Consider the following 23,435-nt stretch of genomic DNA (forward strand, 5'->3'; position numbering starts at 1 on the left):
TTAATTCTTTTGAAATAGTCTTCTGTCTTATGTCAGGAAGCCAAAGAATCTCCAAACTATACCTCAATCTGCAGACCGTCGTAGCCTAGTCGGATAAAGTCGGGGAGGGTGAGTTCTACTTCGCGGTGAAGGCCCAGGAGGTGACTGATATGGGTCAGGTAGGCGCGTTCCGGTTGCAGGTCCTCGAGCAGCTCAACAGCCTCTTGTAGCGAAAAGTGCGAAATGTGCGGCTCTTGGCGCAGGGCATTGAGCACGATCACTTTGGAGCCTCTCACTTTTTCTTTTTCAGCTTCCGAAATGTAGTTGGCGTCGGTAATGTAAGTGAAGTCCCCCACACGGTAACCCAGCACGGGCAGTTTGTAGTGCTTCACCCGAATCGGTATAAAATGGACGCCTTCCACTTCGAAAGGTTCCTCCGTAATCGGGCGGAGCTCCACCCGGGGGATGCCGGGGTACTGTATACCTGAAAAGATGTAGGCAAACTCCCGTTTGAGCTGTTCCAGCACACGTTCCTCACCGTAGAGGGGCATGTCTTTGTGCTGCGAGAAGTTGTAGGCGCGGATATCGTCGAGACCGGCGGTGTGGTCTTTGTGCTCGTGGGTAAACACCAGGGCATCGAGCGTGCGGATACGTTCGCGCAGCACCTGCTGGCGGAAATCGGGACCGGAGTCGATGATGATGCTCTTGCCGTTTACCTGCAAATGCACCGATACCCGTAGCCTTTTGTCCCTGTAATCAACAGATCGGCACACTTCGCAGGAGCAACCGATAACCGGTACGCCCTGCGAAGTGCCCGTGCCTAAAAGCGTTACTTTCAATTGGTTCTTTCCTGGTTGCGAATGTCCTGGTAAAGCTGTCGGTTCTTTTCGCTCAGCAGGCTTTCATCTACCGTGATGGTTCTCAGAATGTCATACAGGCAATTGATCTTCCCCTCCAGACTGAAGTACTTGTTCACGACAGCCACCTTCATGTCTTTGAGCACACAGTAGCCCGCTTTAAAATTTCCCTTCTCGTAGCGCAGCACAAAATCCGACTCCGCAAAAATATCCTCCAGCTTATTTAAAAATGGCCGCGTGTACTTCAGCTCCATCTACAACTCGCCGGTGTGCTTCTTTACGGTCTGTACCAGCATGTCGAAATCAAGTGGCTTTGGCAGGTATTCGTTGATGCCCACTTCCTTGAAGTCTTCCATGGTATAGTTGTTGGCGTTGCCGGTCACCGCAATGATCGGAATGTTGGAGATTTGCTCGTCTTTGTGCGCGCGGATTTCCTTAGAGCACTCCATACCGTTCTTGATCGGGATGTTGAGGTCCATCAGGATGGCGTCGATCTTGTTGTTTTCTACCTGTTTGATCACTTCGCTGCCATTCTTGGCCGTGAGGATCTTGTAGTTTTGAAGCTCCAGGATTTTCTTTGTCAGGTTCAGGATCACGGAGCTGTCCTCTGCGATCAGGATGGTCTTGTTGTCTGCCATGGGATTAATAAACTATATAATGATCTCTTTATAAGTTTTGCGGTAGTTTTCGTATTGGGCCAGCAGCTTCGCAAAGTTATTTCCTACGTTATCGTACTGGTCATGTTTGATATCATGCTCCAGGATTTTGGCTAGCTCGGCCACCTGGTTGATGCCAAGTGTAAAGCCGGTTCCCTTTAGCTGATGCAATGTACTTAAAATACTTTTGTATTGTTGTGCCTCCAACTCTTTTTTGGCCTCTTCGAGCAATTCGCCGGCTTCCTGCTCAAATTCCACATACAGTTGGAGGGCAAACTCCGATCCACCGATCTCTCTGAGCTGCTCTGTTATGGCCAGGTCAATCACAGGTATAGCATCAGCCCCGGACTCATCATTAACTGCAGTAGTTAATCCGGCAGCGTCGTCGCGCCTATAATTCTGCTCGTGCCAGCGCATGATCACTTTATAGAGATCAGAGCTCTTGACCGGCTTGGAAATGTAATCGTCCATACCCTGGCTCATGAATTTCTCAGCGTCTTCACGCATCGAGTAGGCAGTCATGGCTACTATGGGCGGACAGTCCCTGCCAAGTTTCTCTTTGAGGATGGTTGTGGCCGTCACGCCGTCCATCTCCGGCATCTGGATGTCCATGAACACCATGTCATAGCCGTTGTTAAGGGCTCTGTCGATGGCCTCGTAGCCGTTGGACGCCACATCTGTGCGGCAGCCTAGTCGCTCCAGCAGCTTAAAGGCCACCTTCTGGTTGATCTGGTTGTCGTCTACCAGCAGCACGTAAGGAGAGAATTCCAGCACCTCGGCTTCGGCATTCTGCAATTGCATACGCTGCAGCTGTGCCTCCACTTCCTCATTGTTGGCTTTTTTTACTTTTATCGTGAACCAGAAGGTACTGCCATCGTTTGGTTTGGACTCTACCCCGATATCACCGCCAAGTAAGTGCGTGAGCTGCCTCGAGATGGCCAGACCGAGACCAGTGCCGCCAAAGGTTTTGGTAGAGGAATTGTCAAGCTGCGTGAAGTCTGTAAAAAGCAGTCGCTGGTCGTCTTCGGATATACCTATACCGGAGTCTTTCACGCGAACCTTCAGTTTATATTCCTGGCCGTTTTTCAATGGCTCGGCATCTACGTGTATGCTCACCTCGCCCTCGTTCGTAAACTTGATGGCGTTGGAGGTGAGGTTGGAAAGCACCTGTAGGAAGCGTGTCTCGTCAGTGAGCACGTAGCGCGGCGTTCTCGGGGTAACGGTATAGGTAAAATTCAGGTCTTTCTGCTGGGCCCGGTTCGCAAAGAGTGAGTGAATCTTATTGAGCGTGTCGTGCACATCCACACCGCTCTCGTGCAGCACGAGCTTGCCGGCCTGCATTTTCGAGAGGTCCAGTATGTCGTTCAGTATCGCGAGCAGGGCATCCGATGATTTGCGCAGCGTATCGATGTACTCTTTTTGCTCCTCGTCGCTGACGATCTGGCTTAGCAGGTCGATCATACCGATGATGCCGTTCATTGGTGTGCGCAGCTCGTGGCTCATGTTGGCCAGGAATTGTGTTTTCACCTTCAGCAGGTTTTCCGCTTCTTCCTTGGCTTTGAGCAGGGCTACCTGCGTGCGCTTCAGTTCTGACACATCGCGCAGCACACCCTCCATACCTGCCGGATTTCCCTCCTGGTCATAGGTCAGGCGTGCGTCGAGCAGTACGGTTTTGGTGGAGCCGTCCTTGCAGATCATCTCAATCTCAAAGTCACGTATGCTCTCTTGTTCCAGTACCCGCTCTTTTACCAGCACCCGGTCAGCAGCATTGGCATAAAGCTGTTCCGATGAGATACGCTGAACCTCCTGTTCGTTATACCCCAGCAAGTTGTATACAGAAGGGCTGACCAGTTCAAACGCACCGCCCATGGTGGTGCGGTAGTACACATCCTGGAAGGACTCGAATATACTGCGGAATTTCACTTCACTCTGAGCCAGTGCCAGCTGCGAGCGCTTCTTATCCGTGATATCGAGGGCTATACCTGAAATCTCTTCAAAGCTTCCGTCCTCCAGGTAGATCGGGTTGAGGTATACCTCGCGCCAGCTTTCCGGATTGTGCAGATGTATCTCAAAGTGCTGTGGCTGCCCCTGAAAGGCCTGTAAGTACTTGTCTTTCCAGAACTCAAACGAGCTTTCGTGGAAGTTGAGCACCTCGTCGTCATTCAGCTTGCTGTAAAGCTCCAGTTCATGGCCGCTTCGGTTGAAGAAGGCGGTAGCAAAGTTCTTGTTAAAGGAAGTAAGCTCAAACTCCCGGTTGAGGGACCACATGTGGTGGGTCCCGGATTCAAAGATAGCGTTGAGCCGGGCGTTCTGATTGTTGATCTGCTCCTCGTTACGCTTGCGCTCAATGGCGAGTGCCACCTGGTTCGAGATAAAGTGCAGAATCTCGATGTCGGTGTGCACATAGGCGTTCGGATCCTGGTAGTCCTGCAGCGTGATCACCCCGATGATGCGGTCGCCGATAGCCAGCGGTGAGCAGAGGATCACTTCAGGTATAGCACCGTGTAAAGTAATGTCCTGCTCTTTGGCCAGTTCCAGCAGCTCTGCCTTCTGCATGTAGAGCGGCTTGCCCGTCTCAATGATGTACTCTGACAAGCCATGCGAAAACGGCCGGCGCATCTGCGTTTTCGAGGATTTGTCCACAAACTGGTCCACCAGATAAGCGAAGTGCAGGTGGCGGTGGCTATCGTCGCAGAGGGCAATGTAAATGTTGCGTGTCTCGATGATCTTGCTCAGCTCGCGGTGGATGGCCGAGTAGAGCGAGTTCAGGTCCTTGCTGCTGATGGCCAGGTTCGCGATGCTGTAGTATACCTTCTGCAGGCGCTCCGCCTTGATGCGGTCGGTGATGTCGTGCAGGATGGCGCGCGTAGCCACCGGGCGGCCATCCTGCCAGCTGCAGGTAATGGAGCCGATCAGGTGCACGGGCTTGCCAGCCTTGGTCAGGAATACGGTCTCCATCTTGTTCACGTTCTCGCCCTTGTACAAATTGCGCAGCTGGTAGATCAGCTTGGCCTTGTAGTAAGGGTGCACAATGTCGTTGAGCGTGAGCGACTCAATGTCGTAGTCGGTATAGCCCAGTCGGTCTTTCCAGGCCTTGTTCACGAAGATGAACTTGTTGTCTACCGAGATGTTCTGGATCAGGTCATGGGCATTGTCGAAGAGGTCCTGCAGACGGATTTTGTTGTCTTTCAGGGCTTCCATCGCGATGCGCTTGTCCGTCATGTCCTTGCCCACGCTGGTCAGCCCGACCAGTTCGCCCTCCGGTCCGTATTCGAACATGCAGTTCCATCGCACGGTCTTCACCTGTCCGGACTTTGTGATCAGATCGCGTTCGTAATAAGAGTTCAGTTGCCTGGTCTCCATTGATCGCCTGAAGTCGGCAAAGCGTGCCTCCTGATCGGTTTCTGGCACCAGCAGTTCGTAGAAGTTCTGCCCGATCAGTTCCTCGCGGCTATATTCCACATAGGTCAGGAAGTAGTCGTTGGCGTAAGCAATGTTGCCTTCTTTGTCGAGGCTGTAGTAGATCAGGTTTACCTTTTCGAGGAAGCTGCGGAAGTGGGCCATGGACTCGCGGGCGATCTCTTCGCGGCGCTTTGAGCTCTGCACCTGCTTGCGCTGCGTGATATCGCGCTTAAACACCAGGATGTGGTAAGCACCATCGATCACGACCCGGTTCAGGTTGAGTTCGGTGTCCATGGTGGTGCCGTCTTTGCGGATGTTTTTCCAGTCCACCGTTACCGCCTTTCCGGTCGCCATCAGCTGATCGATCAGCATGGCGGTTTTTTCGGTCGAACGCATACCGTCTGGCTGATATTCCGGCGAATAGTCTGTAGGGGACTTGCCAATCAGATCCTCACGGTTGCAGCGGAAATACTCCAGCGCCTTCTCGTTGCAGTCTACCACAATACCATCCCGGAAAAGCAGGATCGCGTCGTAAGTAGACTCAAACATGATTTTATACTTATCCTCGGTATAGGTGAGCTTTTGCTGCAGGTCATGCTTGGCAATGTAGTTACCAATGGCGCCCCCGATAAAGTCGAGCAGCGACATAAACGACTGGGTGATTTTGGCATCGTGCCCCGGCCACACCAGCATTAGTGCCGTCAGTCCTGCCTCCGAACTGACAGGCAGCACCGTCAGGTGCTGGCCCAGCAGTTCTTCCATCTGCTGTATGATGTTGTGCAGGGCCTGGTGGCGATCCGGTTGGATGAGCTGCTCAGCCTGTGTTTGCGGCATCGGGATCGAAGTCGGGAGGCTGCCCGAAAGCATCTCGCCTTTGCTGAAGGAAAGAAATATTCTGCCCGCTTCGGCATCGTAGGTATAAACGGCACCTCCAATAACATCGGTCTTGTCCAGCAGCTCTTTCAGGGTATAGCGCAACACATCTTCACGACTCTCAGCACCCGATAGGTTGGTGATCAGCTGGTTGACGAATTCAAGCTGGTGATTACGGAAGCGCACGTTGCGTTCTGCACCAACCGCTTCGTAGAGGTTTTTAGCAGAACCGAATATGACCATCTGGCCATTGAAGCTCCCTTTTTTCAGGGAAATCTCCACCGGCATCAGTTGCTGATCTGTCTCACGAAGCCACCATTCGAAGCGCTGCGGCTCTCCCTTCAGCGTGTTCTGCAGTTGATTGCGCAGGGCGACGCGCTCAAACAGGTTAAGTTCAAACTGTTTAAAAAGAGACTTGCCCCTGATCTCTTCTTTTTTCAACCCTACCAGGTTCGAGGCGCTCTGGTTGATGTCGATGAAGACACCATCGCGATCGAGGATGAAGAGCGGCTCAGCGCTGTCGTCAAACAGGTTGTGGTAGCTCGAGTCGTCAGCTTCTGCCGCTACGCTCTCCGGAATATCGAAATACAGAAATGGCTGCCCCTGAAACTGCAGTTGCTGACAGTGGAAGGTACACACATTGCCCTGGCGGTCCTTTAGTTCGCCTGACACTTTCTCCTGGCGGGCCAGCGATACCTTAAAGGCAGCGAAATCATCTTCATCAGCCAGGCCGATGAGCGGACGAATGGCTGTGCCCTGCTCCATGGGGAGTATCGTATCTGCTTTGGGGTTGGCAGCCAGCAACTCCCCTGTGGCAGAGGCAACCAGCAGGGCGTGGCCAGCAGGGTATAGCTGACTGAGCACCTGTAGCAGGTTTTCGGCCATTGTTGTCAGGTTATCAGTTGTTTGTCTGGTAGGTATCAGTGGCATCTGGAGTAAATCAGTTCTCGTTTAAACCCATAAATTAGTAAAAAAACAGAAGCAAAGGCACTTTTGCTTCCTGAATAAAAAGAAAGGAGGTTAATTTGTGGCAAATTCACGAAGTAAAATCTCTGTTCCGTCCATGTCTGCAGCACAAGCCCCCCGTTTTCTGATAATGGTAGTTGGCCCTACTGCCGTGGGCAAAACTGACCTGTGCGTGCGGCTGGCGCAGCATTTCGGTACCGAGATCATTTCGGCCGACTCCCGCCAGTTTTACCAGGAGATGTCGATCGGCACGGCCAAGCCCACGCCGGAGGAGCAACAAAGTATAGCCCACCATTTTGTGGACTCGCACCCGATCACAGAGACGTACAATGCAGGCGCCTACGAGCAGGATGTGCTGGCGCTGCTCGGGCAGTTGTTTCAGCAGCACGAGGCCGTGATCCTGACGGGCGGCTCGGGATTGTACGTGCGGGCCGTCACCGATGGCATGGACGAAATGCCGGAAACAGACCCAACCGTGCGGGAAGGCCTGACCGCCCGCTATCAGCAGGAAGGACTACAACCCCTGTTAGAGAAGCTGCAGCAACTCGACCCGGCCTATTACGAGCGGGTGGACAAGGCCAACCCACAGCGTGTTATACGTGCGCTGGAAGTATGCCTTTCAAGCGGACAGCCTTACTCCGATTTCCGGAAAGCGGGTGCCCGGGAGCGCCCTTTCCATATCATCAAGATCGGCCTGACCCGTGACCGGCAGGAACTGTACGAGCGCATTGACCGCCGCATGGACCTGATGCTGGCGCAGGGGCTGTTGGATGAGGCCAAAGCCCTATACCCTTACCGCACACACAACGCCCTGCAAACGGTTGGCTACAAAGAGATTTTCGATTACCTGGAGGGCCAGTATGATTGGGAGGAAGCCGTACGCCTACTGAAGCGCAATAGCCGGCGCTATGCCAAGCGGCAGCTCACCTGGTTCCACAAGCATGCCGACTATACCTGGTTTCATCCGGAGCAGTGGGATGAGCTGCTGGCTTTCATCACAGACCAAATGCAGCAGCCCAGACAGGTATAGGGATAGGTATAGAAACAGTGAAGCCGGCACTTAAAAGTACCGGCTTCACTGTTTTGCAGGTATAGCGAAACTATACTGACAAGATATCCACCATCTTGGTGAAGTTCGGGTTGATCAGTTTCTGTTTGGTAATGGTTTCGATGAAAGGGGTATACACCAGTTCTCTGTTGATGATACCGGCCATTTCATTCGTGCGTCCCGCTATCAGGCCTTCCACGCAGGCAATGCCTAACTGGCTTGCCAGCATGCGGTCGGCTGCGGAAGGAGCTCCGCCACGCTGCACGTGCCCGAGTATGGTAACGCGGGCATCCATGTCCGGGATGATGCTGGACACCTTGGCTGCGATCTCCGTGGCGCTTCCCTCTTCGTCACCTTCAGCCACAATCACGATAAAAGATGTTTTGGAACGGCTCCAGCCTGCTTTCAACTGGTCGATCACGTAATCAATGGACGTGTCCGTTTCCGGGATCATCACAATCTCAGCGCCCCCGCCAATGGCGCAAGGTATGGCAATGTAGCCTGAGTCGCGGCCCATTACCTCCACAAAAAACACGCGCTCGTGGCTGTCAGCCGTATCGCGGATCTTGTCGATGGCATCGAGGGCTGTGTTCACGGCGGTGTCGTAGCCGATGGTATAGTCAGTGCCGTAGAGGTCGTTGTCAATCGTGCCGGGAGCGCCGATGGTGGGGATGCCGTACTCCTCGTAAAAGATGTTGGCCCCGGTAAAGGTACCGTCACCACCGATGGCCACAAGTCCCTCAATTCCGTGCGCTTTCAGTTGCTCGTAAGCTGCCTGGCGTCCTTCCTTGGTTGCGAATTCCTTGCTGCGTGCCGATTTCAGGATCGTGCCGCCTTTCTGTATGATGTTGCTCACTGTCAATGACTCCATTTTGAAAATGTCGCCTTTGATCATGCCGTTGTAGCCTCTCCTGATACCGTAAACCTCCAATCCGTTGTACACGGCTGTTCGTACGATCGCCCGGATGCAGGCATTCATGCCCGGTGCGTCGCCTCCTGATGTAAATACTCCAATCCTCTTCATAAAGAGTTGCTGTTAAATGTGTTCCCTGTGGAAGCCGGAATCCGGCCCCATTCGATAGATAGCCGCGGTATTCGTTGCGGTTTTAATGAATCCGCAAGGTAGCCATTTGTTAATTTAAGTGGAAATAAAAAAAGAATACAAAATCATAACTTATAAGATAGCAAAAACCGTATGTAAATGCACCATCATCTGCAGACTTAAAGCCGGGAAAATTCGTTTCTACTATAGTTGCTGCAAAATTAACTGCCTGGGTATAGCAATACTTAGTGCAGTAGTTATTAATTTGTTATGAATTTGTACATAGTCAAAAGGGAGCCATATGTTTAGTTTTTTTGAAAGCGAGGCAGAGAAAAAATTAAAGAGCCATATCACCAACCTTGGTGCTCTCGCCAGGGCAGATGGCCACGTGGACCCAACCGAAATGGAGTTTATCATTTCCATCGGCAAGCGCCACGGCATGAAATCAAGCCAGGTGCGCAACCTGCTCTCGAATGTGGAATCCATAAAACCTCAGATGCCGTCCAATGATACGGAGCGCTTTGACCAGATCTATGACCTGGTGGAAATGATGCTGGCCGATGGCATTGTAGACGAAAATGAGATGGAGTTCTGTGTGAATATGGCTGTTCGGCTCGGTTTCAGGAAGTCTATTGTTGGGGTGCTCGTGCGCAGAATCTCCATCGGCGTAAAAGACGGGCTCACCCGCGAACAGATACGGGAGGATGCACAGTCCTTCCTGAATTACTAATTAACATTGCATGAAAAACCTGCGCGTGTGGAACGGCGCCATTTTGGTATCTTATGCACTGGCGCTGTTACTGCTGGCTTATTTCTTTTTTGCCCACGAACTGCACCTCATCTCCTACGAGGCTACCTTTCTCTCCGAAGACTTCATGCTGCGCTTTTTTGCCTTCTGGTTCATCAGCTTTCTGCTGACGGTCATGGTATACCTGCTCAACCTGAGCCTGAATTACCTCTGGCTGCCCCGCGCCGAGAAAACGGTGGCCATGCAGGCGGGCAAACTGATTTTGGCGGTAGGTCTTTCTGCCGCTTTCTTCGCCGTCGTCATTGTCACGCTCAGCCGCCTGCAGTAATCCTCTACAGAGGCCAGAACACAGGCACTAATACCATGATCACGGTTATAAGCAGGACAGTGAGCGGCGTGCCGATCCGAATAAAATCCAGGAAACGGTACTTGCCCGGGCTGTAAACCAGAATGCAGGCCGGCTCAAAAGGGGTCACCAGCGACACAGAGGCCCCCAACATAATCGCGATGGCAAAGGCACGCGGGTCTGCGCCAAGCTCCATGGCAGCACGCAACGCCACAGGCAGAATCACCAGCGCCGCTGCCGCATTTGACATAGGCTGGGTCAGAAGCACGGTCAGGATCACAAAACCCGCCAGTATACCGACAGTGCCGCCAATGGGCTCCATCACTTGCACAATTCCCTGCGCCAGAAACTCGGCAGCGCCGGAGTTTTCCATGGCCGCTCCAAAAGCCGTCATACCGCCTATAAGTATGAGCAGGCGCCAGTCGATGGCGTTGTAGGCTTTCTCCGCGCTGATGGCCCTCAGCAGGATGCTCGCGACAGCCGCCGACAAAAATGCGATGGAGAGCGGCAGCAACTCCAGCGTTCCTGCCAGTATGGCCAGCGCAAAACAGGCAATTACGATCAGGCCCTTTTTCTTTTTGAAGAATACCGGCTCAAACTCGTCGAGCACGGCGATGTGGTTCGAGTTACGAACCTGCTCAAAGCGCTCAGGAGCGCCCTGCACCAGCAGCACGTCACCCATGTGCAGTTCTATACTGCCCAGCTTGCTTCGCAGCGTTTCGCCGTGCCGGGATACCGCCAGCACCACCAAACCAAAGCGTCGCAAAAACTCTGACTCCTTGATCGTGTGGTTGATCAGGTTAGACTGCCGCGGGATCATAATTTCCGCCAGCCGAATATTCTCTGTTTCCAGGTCTTCGGAGATAAGCGCGTCCGCCATGATCTGTATACCCTTGGTCTCCTTCACTTTCATGAGCGTGTCTACGTCCCCCTCCACCAGCAGAATGTCGTTGGCGCGGATGCGGGTACGGAAGTCAGGAAGGAAGTTTTCTTTGGCGCGGATAACGTTGAGCATGCGCAGGTTCAGTGTGGTCAGTTCGGAGGTAAAAACCAACTGCCCTATGAGCGGCGAGTCAGGCAATACTACTACTTCGGTCACATACTTCTGCAGCTTATACTCTTCAGCCAGTTCCTGGTCAGCATGGTCCGGTAACATGCGCTGCCCGATGGTCATCATGTAGATCGTGCCCACCAGGAAAATAACAAAGCCTATACCCGAGATCTCGAATAGCCCGATCGGCTCCAGACCCGCCTTGGCGACGTAACCACTCACGGCCACGTTGGTAGAAGTGCCGATCAGGGTGCAGGTACCCCCCAGAATAGCGGCGTAAGCCAGCGGCATCAGCAGTTTGGAGGCACTCATGTTGATGCGCTTGGAGAGACCTACCAGCGGCGTAATGAACATGGCTGTCACGGTGGTGTTGTTCATAAAAGCCGAGACCATGCCCGTTATCAGCATGATGGTGAGTAGCATGAGGTTGTTGCTCTTATCTGCGAGCCGCGCGAGACGCACCACGGCAAAATCGAGTATGCCGGTCTCCTGGAGTGCGGCACTAAGTATGAAAATAGAGGCGATGATGATGATGAAGTCGCTACTGAAGCCGGCAAAAGCCTCCTCGGGACTGATGATGCGCAAACCCGCAAGTATGATCAGCATGGTCAGGGTGACCAGTTCGATGGACACCTTTTCGGTTGCGAACAGCACAACCGCTATTAACAGCAAGGTCAGTACAATGGCTATTTCCATAGGAGCAGATTGGGAGATACACCTGATGTAAGGTATAGCAACGGCTTTTACGTGACAAAGCCGTTGCTGATAGCATCTTGCTGAAAAATATTTTCCCTATACCTGATCAGGGTAGCCTGCGGGTATACCTGTCAGGTATAAGAAACTAAGCCACCGCCTCGTCAATAGAGGCCAGGATGATCTGGCAGGCTTCGCGTATCTGCTCTTCCGTAATGGTGAGCGGCGGCGCGATGCGCATGGAGTTGTCGCAGAACAGGAACCAGTCAGTCAGCACGCCGTTCAGGATGGCCTGGTCGATCACCGCCTTGAGCACCTCAAACGACTCAAACTCTGCCGCCATCATCAGTCCTTTGTTGCGGATGCCCTTGATGCGCGGATGCACCAGCAGGTCCTTGAATAATTGCGCTTTTTCTTCCACACCCGCCAGCAGGTTCTCTTCCTGTATGGTTTGCAGCGTGGCCAGCGAGGCAGCGCAGGAAACCGGATGCCCGCCAAAAGTGGTCAGGTGGCCCAGAATCGGGTCGTTTTTGAACACAGCCATGATCTCCTGTGGGGCGATGAAGGCCCCGATCGGCATGCCTCCTCCCATACCTTTGGCGCAAAGCAGGATGTCAGGCTCGATGCCGAACTGCTCAAAAGCCCAGAAGGTGCCGGTACGTCCAAAGCCGGTCTGTATTTCATCTAATATAAGTAAAGCGCCTACTTCCGTGCAGCGTGCCCGCAGGGCCTGCATGTAGCTCACCTCTGGCACCCGTATACCTGCTTCGCCCTGCACTGTTTCGAGGATGATGGCGGCTGTGCGCTCCGTGATCTGCTCCAGGTCAGGTATAGCGCCGTGGTTGATGACGCGCACATCGGGCAGGAGCGGACGAAAAGCATTTTTGAAACTCTCGCTGCCATTAACAGAGAGTGCACCCTGCGTAGAGCCGTGGTAGGCGTTGCGGCAGCACACAAATTCGGTGCGACCGGTGTAGCGCTTGGCCAGTTTCATGGCGCCTTCTACTGCCTCAGCGCCGGAGTTGAGCAGGTATACATTGTTGAGCCGGTCGGGCAGTGTACTGCACAGCGCCTGCGCCAACTGCGCTTGCGGCCCCTGCACGAACTCCCCGTACACCATCAGGTGCATGTAGCGGTCGAGCTGGTCGTGGATGGCCCGTAACACTTTGGGATGGCGGTGCCCCACGTTACTCACGCCTATACCTGAAATCAGGTCGATGTAACGGTGGCCATCGCTGCCGTACATGTAAATACCTTCTGCCTTCTCCACTTCGATCATCAGCGGAAAGTCACTTGTCTGTGCCTGGTGCTGCAAAAACAGCTGTCTCATTGAAATCATGTTGCAATTTAGTCATTTTGGAGCTTTGACGGAGCCATGTCCGCTTTCCGCTTATTCACAATTGCCTGATTTGCGTACAATAGGAGGGGCCGGCGAAAAAGCCCGGCCTGAGATGTTGAACTTTAAAAAAGGAGGATCAAATGCCACAAGGAGATAAATCGTCTTACACTGACAAACAAAAGCGTCAGGCGGAGCACATCGAGGAAAGCTACGAGAAAAAGGGCGTAAAGCACGATGAAGCCGAGAAGCGTGCCTGGGCTACAGTGAATAAGCAGGACGGGGGCGGCAAGAAAAGCGGCTCTGGAAGAGGCAAGTAAGGTATAGGAACTTAAATTAAGGTATAAAAGAAAGGCCGGAAGCGTTTGCTCCCGGCCTTTCTTTTTTATGGGTAGTGATTGGTGTGCGTAATCGGGTCGTCTTCGTCCAGCGTGGCAGGCACTGTGGGCGGCATACCCTGCATCGGCCTGTTGTGTGAGAAGGGGCGTTCCCGCATGGCACGCTCATGCTGTTTCAGGTTGCTGTCTCTGTTCCGTCGGGTGTAGGCCACCAGCGCCACCCCAGCCAGCGCCACCAGTCCAGTTGCAGCCATCACTTTTGGGATGGTGTTGTCGGTTGCCGGAGGGACGGAGAGCACGCCCTGCTCATCGGTAATGGCGGGCTCGTGCACGTAGCGACCATGGGCTGGCACCGCCACCGACCAGAAATCCTTTACAAGCTCTTCCAGCTGGCGCATGAGCTGTGCCCCTTCCATCGGTAGTCCGTGACCAGCCCCCACCACACTTGGGTTTAGCTCCATCAGTTTCTCCACCGAGTGGTGCGCTGCTCCCCAGTCGGAGGTATAGTATTTGGGTGGGCCATGCACCTCCCGCTTCTGCGTCATCACAGCCAGCATCGATTCCCCGTCGCGCGTGATAAAGGCGTCGCCTGCCAGCAGTACGCGGTCGCTCTCGCGGAAGAAGGAAACGTGCCCCGCTGTGTGTCCCGGCGTGTGGATCCAGTGCCAGTCTGGCAGACCGGGAACTGACCCATCGGTTGGCAGCAACTCCAGGTACTCATGAATATCGATCGGCTTTTTAGGGTATAGGAACGACATGTACGCCATGCCCCCGCCGCCCACGCTCGGGTCTGGTGGTGGATAGGACGACTTTCCGTTCAGGTAGGGCATCTCCATCGGATGGGCGTACACAGGCACGTCCCATTCCCGGGCCAACTCTTTTACGGCGCCGATATGGTCAAAATGACCGTGCGTGAGCAGGATGGCTTTGGGGCGCTTCCCGCCGAAGAGCTCATCCACCACTTTTCTGATTTTAGGGGCGGCTCCGTACATGCCGGTGTCTACGAGCACCCACGAGCCATCGGGCGAGGCCACAAAAAAGAGGTTGACGAACATGGTCTTGAGTCCCCATACTCCCGGCGCAACCGCAAAAGCTTCCTTGCTATCGTGGGTCGAGGTACGATAAGATGTTTCCATAGGCATTTACTATGTTTTGTTTTTAAATGATAACGGGCGGAATATATACTACGGCTGTAGTAGCAATTGGCTGCAGAAAGCCTGCACATTTAACACCCACTTGGCTGATTGTCATTTATTAAATCGAGAGGAGCTTGTATTGCTGCCATAACGCCAGGGTTGGCCGATGTAGGGTATTGGAACTTATACCTTGAAACAAAGGCATACTTTTTGTGTTAATTCTTAAGCAGACATCCACTAAAATTAATGTGGACAATGTTTCCTGATTGACAGGAATTATTTATCTTTCTGAAAACGTTACATACACATGGTAAATTTATTTGTTCCCCCAAGCTATATGTCTGTCTACGCGAAGTGTGTGGATGCGTCGATGCCCGCTTTCGAACCGGAAGAGTGGATAGAGGAAGGGAGAGTGTATCCTGTGAAGCACTTTACTGAGCCCCTCAACCAGGGTGACGGCTTTGCCGTGACGATCGTGGATGAGGACGGTGTTGAGATCCATCCTTCTTCTTCGCACTGGAGTTTTGCCTCCACCAGATTTGAATTGTATACCCTTCATTTGAATTAATATCAAAACCGTCGATATTTTCGTTAACCAAAAGGCTGCCCCGGCAGCCTTTTTTCTTTGCATAAGGTATGGAGTAGATTTTTATGTTGACTATTACTGAGTTTAATTCGCTCTCGTCCCGGGAGCAGGCCGCTATGGTGTTAGAACAGGGACGCTATCTGCATCACATTATCCGTGGGTGGTGCAAAATTGATTTGTACTGGTTTCACAACTACTATGTGGAGGTCTGGTTCCTGTACGATCTGAAAACCATCGGGCTGGTTCGCGCGCTCACCAACAAGGCCTCGCTCGACCCCTACCTGGAAACAATCAAGCTCAGAGTCAAAACCTGAAGGTATAGCCAGACTCTCATTCAGTGAGCTCCCGCGCAGTTTACTCCGACGCAGGTATAGCGGTTGTTTGCAGGAGGATATCGACGGGTGTTCGCCGGAATTTGATACTTTTGCAGGTATACGCGAGCCGTACCATTCAAAATAGAGACAAATGAGAAAAGCCTTACCAAAGAAGCATATCCTTTTAGTGAGTACCTCCACGACCCACGGCACAGGGTACCTGGAACATTGCCAGAACGAGATCAAAGAACTGCTCGGCGACCGCCAAAGCATCCTGTTTATACCTTATGCACGTCCGGGCGGTATCTCCCACACCGACTATACGGCCAAAGCACGCGAGGCCTTTGAAGCAATGGGCATCAAATTAAGTGGTGTGCACGAGGCGGAAAACGCGGTTGCGGCTGTGGAGCAGGCCGAGGCGGTGTTTATTGGAGGGGGCAACACGTTTCTGTTGCTGCGCCAATTATATGCCAACAAACTGATTGAGCCGCTGCAGAAGCGGGTAGAGCAGGGCATGCCGTACATGGGCACCAGCGCTGGCACTAACGTGGCAGGCAAAACCATAGGTACTACTAATGATATGCCGATCGTGTTCCCCAAATCATTCGACGCACTACAATTGGTGCCTTTCAATATCAATCCCCACTACCTTGACCCGCTACCTGATACTACTCATATGGGCGAAACGCGCGAAACGCGCATTCAGGAGTTTCATGTGCACAACCGCCAACCTGTAGTAGGTTTGCGCGAGGGCAGCATGCTGCGCATTACGGGGGAGAAGATCAACCTGCTGGGGCCGCACCCGGCGCGCATCTTTCTGCAGGGACAGCCCGCTATGGAATTTAAGCCGACCGACGATATAAACTTTTTGCTGGAGGTTTACTAAACCGAAACCCACTGAAAGTCAAAAGCCCCTGCTAAGGTGTAGCAGGGGCTTTTTGTTTGAAAAAAACAAGGCAAAATGCCAGGTCCTTTTGCTGTTCTCACTATAATTATCTATTCAAAAAACTACTGTACTTTGTTATTGGCCTCCAGCTTTTTCAGGAGGAGCTTGGTAAACTCCCGCTCACTGCGGTAAAGTTTGATGATCTGATTCGAAGAGATCACACGCTGATAACGGGCCACGTATTCTTTCTCCAGTTCCAGTTCCCTTTCTTGGGTATTGAACATGCCATCCAGGCGGGCTTTCGCCTCTTGGTCGCTCAGTTGGTCCACGTCTTCGCGGTAGCCGCTGCGGTAGGAGCGAACCAGTTCGCGGCGCTTGGTCTCATACTCGTTATAGAGCGGCCAGAACTTCTGCGACTGCTCTGCGGTCAGTCCCATTTTGTCCGTAAGGAAGGCCACTTTGGCAGCTTCCACGTTCTCTCTTCTGTCCTGCGAACGGCCACTTTGGGCCATGGCCACAGTACCGCCCAGGGTGAAGGCGCAAAAGAGAAATAAAATCAGTAATCGTTTCATCAGTGCTTTAATAGTCAATCGTATCCAGTTGGTAGTACTCCAGCTCTTCTTCGGCGGCCTTGGAGCTCACGTTCAGAAATTCAGAAGTCATCTCCCTATCTGAAACGGTTTGCAACTCGGCAAAATCAGAACTCTCGAGCACAGCATAGGTGCTCAGGTAATTCAGTATATCTTCGTCCTGAATGCCAGCCAGGTTCACATTTTGCTGATCCGCCTTGTTATTCAGATTCGCAAAGTAAAGCACACCCAGCACCAATACCAGCATCAGAGGAGCCAGTGCCAAACGCAGCGGCTTCCAGGCGGCGGCATACCAGGGAGCAGGGCTATACCCGGCGCCGGCAGTGCGCTCCATGATCTGCGCAGGCAGTCTGTCGAAGTACTTCTCCGGTACCTCGTAGATGTTGCGCTTGGGCAGGTCGCTTAGTTTAAAATCGTCTTTCATGGTTAATGTACTTATGGGTTAGATGGGCATAGCGCGCTAAAGTTTAATCCCGTTTAATAAATTCTTCAATTTTTTTTACTGCGTGGTGGTAGGATGCCTTCAAAGCACCCACCGAAGTACCCAGAATCTCAGACATTTCCTCGTACTTGAGCTCGTCGTAATACTTCATGTTAAAGACCAGCCGTTGCTTGTCTGGCAGCTTTAGCAATGCTTTTTGAAGTTTGAGTTGTATCTCGTCTCCGTCAATGTTGGGCGAGGAATCGATCTTTTCGGTGAGTTCTGCGGCCACGTCGTTTATGGGCAGAAAGAATTTTTTGCGCTTACTCGAAAGGAAGGTAAGGCACTCGTTTGTGGCGATACGGTAAAGCCAGGTATAAAGCTGCGCGTCCTGCCGGAAATTCTCCAGGTTCTTCCATACCTTGATAAAGACCTCCTGCGTGAGGTCATCCGCATCGTCGTGGTCAATCACCATTTTCCGGATGTGCCAGTAGATCTTCTGCTGGTATTTCCGGACAAGCTGATTGAAGGCCACGTTGCGGCTATCAGGGTTGGCGAATTTTTCTAGAATCTCTTTGTCTTCCACGCGTCAGGTAGCAGGGGCAGGGCGGTTATACCTGTCTGAATATGCAATATAATGCATAAAAACAGAAGGGGCTGCACTTTAACAGTACAGCCCCTTCTGTTTTTGAAAAAAAGCTAAGGTATAGCCTTATGTATTACTTGCGCCTGATTACACGCTCAGCGGCGGCCACAATATTCTCAGTGCTCAGGCCATACTTCTCCATCAGCTGGTCTGGCGTGCCAGACTCACCAAACGAATCGTTCACAGCTACCATCTCCAGTGGAGCAGGCAGTTGGCGGCCCAACAGCTGCGCTACTGAATCACCCAGACCACCATTCATCTGGTGCTCTTCTGCCGTCACCACACACTTGGTTTTGCCAACTGATTTCAGGATAGCTTCGTCGTCCAGCGGCTTGATGGTGTGGATGTTAATTACTTCAGCATTGATGCCTTTCTCAGCCAGTTTGTGACCCGCCTCGATGGCTTTCCATACCAAATGGCCTGTAGCCAGAATGGTTACATCGGTACCTTCGTTCAGCATCACCGCTTTGCCGATCTCGAACTTCTGGTCGGCAGGAGTGAAGTTAGGGACTGCCGGACGACCAAAACGCAGGTATACCGGACCTTCGTAGTCGGCAATTGCGATGGTGGCGGCTTTCGTCTGGTTGAAGTCGCAAGGGTTGATCACGGTCATGTGTGGCAACATTTTCATCATGCCCACATCTTCCAGAATCTGGTGTGTGGCACCGTCTTCGCCCAGCGTCAAACCGGCGTGCGAGGCGCATATCTTCACGTTCTTGCCCGAGTAAGCGATCGACTGACGGATCTGGTCGTACACGCGGCCTGTTGAGAAGTTCGCAAACGTACCTGTGAAAGGAATCTTGCCACCGATCGTCATACCTGCTGCCAGACCCATCATGTTGGCCTCGGCTATACCTACCTGGTAAAAACGCTCCGGAAACTCTTTTTTGAAGGCATCCATTTTAAGCGAACCGATCAGGTCAGCGCAAAGGGCTACTACGTTCGGGTTGGTGCGGCCAAGCTCCAGCAAGCCTACGCCAAAACCAGAACGGGTGTCTTTTTTCTCTGTATATGTATACTCTTTCATTGCTGTGTTTTAAAGCTTAGTAATCTGAAGCTGCCTCTACGGCTAATTGCTGAAGTGCGATCTCGAGCTGCTCGTCGTTTGGCGCTACGCCGTGCCACTTGTGCGAACCCATCATGAAGTCCACGCCAAAGCCCATCTCGGTGTTCATCAGGATCATCACTGGCTTGCCGTTGCCGGTAGCTTTCTTCGCGTCTTCGAGTGCAGGTAGCAAGGTTTCAAAGTTGTTGCCGTCCGCCTCCAGTACATGCCAGCCGAATGCTTCGAATTTGGTACGCAGGTCGCCCAGCGCCAGTACTTCTTCGGTGCCGCCGTCGATCTGCTGGTAGTTGCGGTCAACGGTTGCGATCAGGTTATCCACTTTATTGTGAGCAGCATACATGGCCGCTTCCCATACCTGTCCTTCGCCCAACTCGCCGTCGCCCATCAGCACGTATACCAGGTTGTTGTCCTTGTTCAGCTTCTTGGTCTGAGCAGCACCAACTGCCACAGACAGTCCCTGGCCGAGTGAGCCAGAGGCTACGCGTATACCTGGCAGGCCTTCTTCCGTAGCCGGGTGGCCTTGCAGCCTTGAGTTGATTTTGCGGAAAGTAGCCAGTTCTGACACTTCAAAGAAGCCGGCGCGAGCCAACACACTGTACCATACCGGCGAGATGTGTCCGTTTGACAGGAAGAAAAGGTCTTCGCCTTCGGCGTCCATGTTGAAAGGTTTTGCCTTGTAGTTCAACACCTTGAAGTACAGCGACACGAAATAGTCCGTGCAGCCGAGCGAGCCGCCCGGGTGGCCGGAGTTTACCGCATGCACCATGCGCACGATGTCACGGCGAACCTGTGCCGCAATTTGCTTCAGCTCGTCGATGCTTTTGTTGTGTGGGTTCACGTTTTATGAATTGTTAAATTGTTAATTGCTAAATTGTTTAATTTTTGATTGCTGAATTGTTCATTCATTATAACAATCAAGTGTATTTTCTTCCAGCACACTGGTCAGGCTATACCTGAAATGCTGTTGCCAAGTGTCTTGTCTCTCTTCTGGAAACAAATATACAACGAAAAAAGCGCAGCCGTCTTTTCGGACAACTGCGCTTTGCGTTAGTTTTTCAAAATCTGGGCGGCGTGGTCGGCCGTTTTCACTTTCGTGATAATGTCCTCGATGGTGCCGTTCTCGTCAATGACGAAGGTGTAGCGCATGGTGCCCATATACTTGCGGCCATACATCGATTTCTCTTGCCAGACCCCATATTGCTCCACCAACTTTTTATCAGTGTCGGCCAGCAGCGTAAAGGGCAGTTCAAATTTTCCAATGAAATTCTGGTGTGACTTCTCGCTATCGATGCTCACCCCGATCACTTCGTAGCCCTGTGCCTGCAGCTCACTGTAGTTGTCGCGCAGGTTGCAGCTTTGGGCGGTGCAGCCGGGCGTGTTATCTTTTGGGTAGAAATACATAACCACTTTTTTGCCGCGGTAGTCGCTCAGTTTCACCGTGTTGCCGTGCTGGTCTTTTGCCTCAAACTCCGGCGCTTTATCTCCGATTTTCAGTTCCATGGGTTTCTGTTTTTTGCTGGCTCCACAGGTATAAGCTATACCTTATAATACCAGTCTTTTCAGTTTTATCCAGTAGGTAATGTCCTGTGCAAGTAGTTTTAGGCTAGCAATTGTTGCGCGAGTCAACCCGATGCTAGATAGTGGTCGTAAACACGGCCTCGTTTCCGGCATTGTCTTTTACCTTCAAGACTACTTTCCCAGACAAAGGTAGGCTTTTATCTAATTTTTCGGAGTATATGGTGGCAGTTTTATGCTCGTATTTCATCAGCAACCACTTGCCGTTCACTTCGCAGCGGAAAGAGTTAACGCCCGACAGGTTGTCGCCAATCCGGAATTTGATCTGCGTCGGGCTTTTACTGAGTAGTTTAATAGTAGGAACTTTCACGTCCTCGAGCACCTTGAACTTGCCCATCGCTCGAGCCGAAAAGGTGATGCTGTTGCCATCCCAAACGCCACCCAGCATACCGCGGCCTTTGCCTAAACCGAGATAGTAAACAGCAGCCTTGCTTTTGTCAGTTACCGGGGTGCCCGGCGTAATGGTCACTTTGATAGGCTTGTGCAAAGGCGTGTAGTAGTCGCCAATGGTATACAAATCGCCTTCTTTTTTGGCCTGCAGGTATAGCGTGTCGTATAAACTCTCTTTGCCGAAACGGATGGCCATGTCACGGTTTGTAAAGCTGTGTTCCTGCCCCGCGGGTATAGCAGCCTGCAGGTCGAGTAGGGTGGTGGTACCACAGTACTCGAGCGACTCTGGCAGACCGCCGCTCAGGTCGTACAGACTCACCGAGGCAGCACCTTTTGTATAGCTAGGCACCAGCATCAGCCGTTGGTTGTTCACCACCATTTCCACGTTGCGCGGTGTAGATGATGTATCAGATGCGTTCACTTTCAGGATGTTCCCGATGATCTCGTAGCTCAATTGCGGTTTAGTTACTTTGCCATTTGCCGCCTGAGTGAAAGTCGGTTTCTGCCCCTTCATTACAAAAGTCAGGGTAGACGCATTGTTATAAGTGTCTTTCGCGACAAGCCGGATGTGATAAATCGAGTCGGCCTGCACATTGAGCCTGCCCCGGTTCTGCGGTGCGGTATAGAGAGGCAGGTCGTTGCCGTAATCCACGTACGCTTTCTGGAAAGTGCGGCCTGTGCGGCGGTACACGTTGTAGTTCACGTGCTGCGACACCTGCTTCGAAAGCTCAAAAGGCACGCGGTCGATGTGGTGGTTGTATACCTGCCGGTCGTTCACATACACGGTCACATCCTGCGTGCCGTTGCGGTTTTGGGTATCGTCATAGCGGTCGATGGTCTGCAGCTCAAAGCCGATCAGGCCGTGTGCGAACACCGTGTCCGGCAAGGTATGGACGCCATTGGTTTTCTTCGGAGTATACTCCTTCCGCGCAAATTCCTGGTTGATGCGGGCATGGATGTTCAGCGGCTGTATACCCAGTCCCAGCAAATCGGGCGGGGTGGTATCGATGACTTCCTTAAAACCCCAGCGAAGCGGATTGTACAGGCGGTCTTCGGCGTCACGGATCTCAAAATGCAGGTGCGGGCCACCGGATCCCCCTGTGTTACCTGACAAGGCGATAATCTGCCCTTTCTTCACCGGAAACAGGTTCTTCTCGGGGAAGAGCTCCAGTTCAAAAGTCTCCTTCTCGTACTGTTTCTGCAGCACGTAGTCAGCCAAAGGGTCGTAGAAAGCAAGCAGATGCGAGTAAGTAGTGGTGAGGCCGTTCGGGTGCGTCACGTAAATGATGTTGCCATACCCGTAAGTCGACATCTTCACACGTGAGATATACCCGTCAGCAGCAGCGTATACCGACAAACCTTCGCGCTGGTCGGTTTTAATGTCGAGGCCGCCGTGGAAGTGGGTGGCGCGTATTTCGCCCATGGAGCCGGACAGGAAGTTGCGCACTCCTGGTTTTATGGGGAACATAAAGTAACCCTGTTCCGGAGCCGGTTGGGCGGCCAGTCCGAGGGTAGTGAAAATGTAAGCGAAAAGGAGCGCGAGGCGCTTATTTAATTTCAAAATCAAGTAGTTTTTTATCTTCAACATAGCCTTCCAATCTGTCGCCGATCTGCACCGGGCCCACTCCCTCAGGCGTACCTGTAAAGATAATATCGCCTTTCTTCAAGGTGATGAAGCGGGAGATATAGGCGATGATGTCATCGAACGTGTTGAGCATCATCTTCGAATTGCCATTCTGTCTTGTCTCGCCATTCACTTCGAGCTTGAAGTTGATGTCCTGCAAATCCTCAAACTGATCAAGCGGCAGAAACTCAGAAATAGGAGCCGAACCGTTAAAACCTTTGGCCAGCGTCCAGGGCAGTCCTTTGGCTTTGGCTTTGGCTTGCAAGTCGCGGGCCGTGAAGTCTATACCTAGGCCAATGGCATCGTAGTATTTGTGGGCAAACTTCTTGTCAATGTTTTTGCCTTCGCGGCCGATTCGAAGAATCAACTCTACTTCGTGGTGGATGTCCTGGCTATATTCCGGGTAGTAAAAAGGCTCGTTGTTGCGGAGGATGGCTGTGTCAGGCTTAAAAAATATCACCGGTTCGTCCGGCACTTCGTTCTTCAGTTCGGCTATATGATCGGCGTAATTGCGGCCGATGGCTACTATTTTCATAAAATGTTAAGGGCGTTTTCATTATCGATTCTCAAAAATAGGCTATATCCGGTTTTCATGCAGCATGATTCTGCAAAAAGAATCTGTTTCAGGACAATTTTTTAAGGCATCCCACACCTGCGAACAGCTACAGCCATTTTTATACTTTAACAAGAGAAGTTCCGCTTTATTGTGCATACGGGGCGCACAACATTTTATAATACAGCGTTCGTATACCTCCATAATGCCGGACAAGGTGACAGGCTGTGGTTTTGTGTCAGTTTGCACTTTGTTTTATCGATTAAAGTATAGTAATTTTATCATATTAAACGATCCACTCTATCCTGATTCT

23 protein-coding genes are annotated in these 23,435 nt (G+C 52.1%); 7 read left to right on the forward strand and 16 right to left on the reverse strand.

Features of this window, described 5'->3' with window-relative positions; all coding sequences use genetic code 11:
• Positions 1-56: 56 nt before the first annotated feature.
• The 4 genes from L1278_RS09360 to L1278_RS09375 are packed head-to-tail and all read right to left on the reverse strand — an operon-like array spanning position 57 to position 6,697.
• Positions 57-818, reverse strand: coding sequence for an MBL fold metallo-hydrolase (locus L1278_RS09360; protein ID WP_253403159.1), 762 nt, complete (start codon positions 816-818; stop codon positions 57-59).
• Positions 815-1,090, reverse strand: coding sequence for a hypothetical protein (locus L1278_RS09365; RefSeq protein ID WP_188499640.1), 276 nt, complete (start codon positions 1,088-1,090; stop codon positions 815-817). Before L1278_RS09365 ends, L1278_RS09360 begins: the two co-directional genes overlap by 4 nt.
• Positions 1,091-1,474 carry a response regulator gene (locus L1278_RS09370; RefSeq protein WP_007653774.1) on the reverse strand — a complete coding sequence of 128 codons (384 nt, stop codon included), beginning with the start codon at positions 1,472-1,474 and terminating at the stop codon, positions 1,091-1,093.
• A 12-nt stretch (positions 1,475-1,486) separates the two neighbouring features.
• On the reverse strand, positions 1,487-6,697 hold the full coding sequence (locus L1278_RS09375; protein ID WP_253403161.1) for a PAS domain S-box protein: 5,211 nt from the start codon (positions 6,695-6,697) through the stop codon (positions 1,487-1,489).
• Positions 6,698-6,830: 133 nt separating this feature from the next.
• Between L1278_RS09375 and miaA the strand changes: the two genes are divergently transcribed.
• Entirely contained in the window at positions 6,831-7,763 is a 933-nt protein-coding gene (gene miaA, locus L1278_RS09380; protein WP_253403163.1) for a tRNA (adenosine(37)-N6)-dimethylallyltransferase MiaA, read from the forward strand.
• 70 nt (positions 7,764-7,833) lie between these two features.
• Here the strand turns inward: miaA and pfkA are convergent, their stop codons facing one another.
• Positions 7,834-8,805 carry a 6-phosphofructokinase gene (gene pfkA / locus L1278_RS09385; protein ID WP_188499643.1) on the reverse strand — a complete coding sequence of 324 codons (972 nt, stop codon included), beginning with the start codon at positions 8,803-8,805 and terminating at the stop codon, positions 7,834-7,836.
• Positions 8,806-9,124: 319 nt separating this feature from the next.
• On the opposite strand from pfkA, the gene L1278_RS09390 reads away from it, so the two are divergent.
• Positions 9,125-9,553 (forward strand): TerB family tellurite resistance protein, encoded by a 429-nt coding sequence (locus tag L1278_RS09390; RefSeq protein ID WP_253403165.1) that lies wholly within the window; start codon positions 9,125-9,127, stop codon positions 9,551-9,553.
• A gap of 10 nt (positions 9,554-9,563) precedes the next feature.
• Positions 9,564-9,899, forward strand: coding sequence for a hypothetical protein (locus L1278_RS09395; protein ID WP_253403166.1), 336 nt, complete (start codon positions 9,564-9,566; stop codon positions 9,897-9,899).
• 4 nt (positions 9,900-9,903) lie between these two features.
• Here the strand turns inward: L1278_RS09395 and L1278_RS09400 are convergent, their stop codons facing one another.
• On the reverse strand, positions 9,904-11,664 hold the full coding sequence (locus tag L1278_RS09400) for an SLC13 family permease (RefSeq protein WP_253403168.1): 1,761 nt from the start codon (positions 11,662-11,664) through the stop codon (positions 9,904-9,906).
• 145 nt (positions 11,665-11,809) lie between these two features.
• A complete protein-coding gene (locus L1278_RS09405) occupies positions 11,810-12,997 on the reverse strand; it encodes an aminotransferase class III-fold pyridoxal phosphate-dependent enzyme (RefSeq protein WP_253403346.1) in 1,188 nt (395 codons plus the stop codon).
• Positions 12,998-13,140: 143 nt separating this feature from the next.
• Here L1278_RS09405 and L1278_RS09410 point away from each other — a divergent pair, with 143 nt between their 5' ends.
• Complete coding sequence (locus L1278_RS09410) at positions 13,141-13,317, forward strand: hypothetical protein (RefSeq protein ID WP_253403169.1); 177 nt, start codon at positions 13,141-13,143, stop codon at positions 13,315-13,317.
• Between the two features lie 65 nt (positions 13,318-13,382).
• Here L1278_RS09410 and L1278_RS09415 read toward each other — a convergent pair whose 3' ends face one another.
• Positions 13,383-14,471: an MBL fold metallo-hydrolase gene (locus L1278_RS09415; protein ID WP_253403170.1), complete on the reverse strand. Its 1,089-nt coding sequence runs from the start codon at positions 14,469-14,471 to the stop codon at positions 13,383-13,385.
• A gap of 307 nt (positions 14,472-14,778) precedes the next feature.
• Here L1278_RS09415 and L1278_RS09420 point away from each other — a divergent pair, with 307 nt between their 5' ends.
• The 3 genes from L1278_RS09420 (at position 14,779) to pepE (ending at position 16,257) form a co-directional block, all read left to right on the forward strand.
• Entirely contained in the window at positions 14,779-15,039 is a 261-nt protein-coding gene (locus L1278_RS09420; protein WP_253403171.1) for a hypothetical protein, read from the forward strand.
• Positions 15,040-15,122: 83 nt separating this feature from the next.
• Positions 15,123-15,371, forward strand: coding sequence for a hypothetical protein (locus tag L1278_RS09425; protein ID WP_253403172.1), 249 nt, complete (start codon positions 15,123-15,125; stop codon positions 15,369-15,371).
• 151 nt (positions 15,372-15,522) lie between these two features.
• A complete protein-coding gene (gene pepE / locus L1278_RS09430) occupies positions 15,523-16,257 on the forward strand; it encodes a dipeptidase PepE (protein ID WP_253403173.1) in 735 nt (244 codons plus the stop codon).
• Between the two features lie 122 nt (positions 16,258-16,379).
• On the opposite strand, the gene L1278_RS09435 is transcribed toward pepE, so the two are convergent.
• From L1278_RS09435 to L1278_RS09470, 8 genes are all read right to left on the reverse strand, one after another.
• Positions 16,380-16,829, reverse strand: a complete 450-nt coding sequence (locus L1278_RS09435; RefSeq protein ID WP_253403174.1) for a hypothetical protein — start codon at positions 16,827-16,829, stop codon at positions 16,380-16,382.
• Between the two features lie 7 nt (positions 16,830-16,836).
• Positions 16,837-17,271 (reverse strand): hypothetical protein, encoded by a 435-nt coding sequence (locus L1278_RS09440; protein WP_253403175.1) that lies wholly within the window; start codon positions 17,269-17,271, stop codon positions 16,837-16,839.
• Positions 17,272-17,314: 43 nt separating this feature from the next.
• Positions 17,315-17,854 (reverse strand): sigma-70 family RNA polymerase sigma factor, encoded by a 540-nt coding sequence (locus tag L1278_RS09445; RefSeq protein ID WP_253403176.1) that lies wholly within the window; start codon positions 17,852-17,854, stop codon positions 17,315-17,317.
• A 133-nt stretch (positions 17,855-17,987) separates the two neighbouring features.
• Complete coding sequence (locus L1278_RS09450) at positions 17,988-18,941, reverse strand: transketolase family protein (RefSeq protein ID WP_253403177.1); 954 nt, start codon at positions 18,939-18,941, stop codon at positions 17,988-17,990.
• A gap of 16 nt (positions 18,942-18,957) precedes the next feature.
• Complete coding sequence (locus tag L1278_RS09455; protein WP_253403179.1) at positions 18,958-19,818, reverse strand: 1-deoxy-D-xylulose-5-phosphate synthase N-terminal domain-containing protein; 861 nt, start codon at positions 19,816-19,818, stop codon at positions 18,958-18,960.
• Between the two features lie 209 nt (positions 19,819-20,027).
• Positions 20,028-20,480, reverse strand: a complete 453-nt coding sequence (bcp, locus tag L1278_RS09460; protein ID WP_253403181.1) for a thioredoxin-dependent thiol peroxidase — start codon at positions 20,478-20,480, stop codon at positions 20,028-20,030.
• Between the two features lie 133 nt (positions 20,481-20,613).
• On the reverse strand, positions 20,614-22,506 hold the full coding sequence (locus L1278_RS09465; RefSeq protein ID WP_253403183.1) for a M23 family metallopeptidase: 1,893 nt from the start codon (positions 22,504-22,506) through the stop codon (positions 20,614-20,616).
• Positions 22,493-23,104, reverse strand: a complete 612-nt coding sequence (locus L1278_RS09470) for a fumarylacetoacetate hydrolase family protein (protein ID WP_253403185.1) — start codon at positions 23,102-23,104, stop codon at positions 22,493-22,495. Before L1278_RS09470 ends, L1278_RS09465 begins: the two co-directional genes overlap by 14 nt.
• Between the last annotated feature and the right edge of the window lie 331 nt (positions 23,105-23,435).

The organism is Pontibacter sp. HSC-36F09 (assembly GCF_024171605.1).
In the GTDB taxonomy this organism is placed as follows: Bacteria; Bacteroidota; Bacteroidia; order Cytophagales; family Hymenobacteraceae; genus Pontibacter.

Coding starts and splice junctions, on each gene's coding strand:
- L1278_RS09365 (WP_188499640.1), bottom strand. CDS start 1,090: ATGGAGCTGAAGTACACGCGGCCATTTTTAAATAAGCTGGAGGATATT.
- L1278_RS09370 (WP_007653774.1), bottom strand. CDS start 1,474: ATGGCAGACAACAAGACCATCCTGATCGCAGAGGACAGCTCCGTGATC.
- L1278_RS09375 (WP_253403161.1), bottom strand. CDS start 6,697: ATGCCACTGATACCTACCAGACAAACAACTGATAACCTGACAACAATG.
- miaA (WP_253403163.1), top strand. CDS start 6,831: ATGTCTGCAGCACAAGCCCCCCGTTTTCTGATAATGGTAGTTGGCCCT.
- pfkA (WP_188499643.1), bottom strand. CDS start 8,805: ATGAAGAGGATTGGAGTATTTACATCAGGAGGCGACGCACCGGGCATG.
- L1278_RS09390 (WP_253403165.1), top strand. CDS start 9,125: ATGTTTAGTTTTTTTGAAAGCGAGGCAGAGAAAAAATTAAAGAGCCAT.
- L1278_RS09395 (WP_253403166.1), top strand. CDS start 9,564: ATGAAAAACCTGCGCGTGTGGAACGGCGCCATTTTGGTATCTTATGCA.
- L1278_RS09400 (WP_253403168.1), bottom strand. CDS start 11,664: ATGGAAATAGCCATTGTACTGACCTTGCTGTTAATAGCGGTTGTGCTG.
- L1278_RS09410 (WP_253403169.1), top strand. CDS start 13,141: ATGCCACAAGGAGATAAATCGTCTTACACTGACAAACAAAAGCGTCAG.
- L1278_RS09415 (WP_253403170.1), bottom strand. CDS start 14,471: ATGGAAACATCTTATCGTACCTCGACCCACGATAGCAAGGAAGCTTTT.
- L1278_RS09420 (WP_253403171.1), top strand. CDS start 14,779: ATGGTAAATTTATTTGTTCCCCCAAGCTATATGTCTGTCTACGCGAAG.
- L1278_RS09425 (WP_253403172.1), top strand. CDS start 15,123: ATGTTGACTATTACTGAGTTTAATTCGCTCTCGTCCCGGGAGCAGGCC.
- pepE (WP_253403173.1), top strand. CDS start 15,523: ATGAGAAAAGCCTTACCAAAGAAGCATATCCTTTTAGTGAGTACCTCC.
- L1278_RS09435 (WP_253403174.1), bottom strand. CDS start 16,829: ATGAAACGATTACTGATTTTATTTCTCTTTTGCGCCTTCACCCTGGGC.
- L1278_RS09440 (WP_253403175.1), bottom strand. CDS start 17,271: ATGAAAGACGATTTTAAACTAAGCGACCTGCCCAAGCGCAACATCTAC.
- L1278_RS09450 (WP_253403177.1), bottom strand. CDS start 18,941: ATGAAAGAGTATACATATACAGAGAAAAAAGACACCCGTTCTGGTTTT.
- bcp (WP_253403181.1), bottom strand. CDS start 20,480: ATGGAACTGAAAATCGGAGATAAAGCGCCGGAGTTTGAGGCAAAAGAC.
- L1278_RS09470 (WP_253403185.1), bottom strand. CDS start 23,104: ATGAAAATAGTAGCCATCGGCCGCAATTACGCCGATCATATAGCCGAA.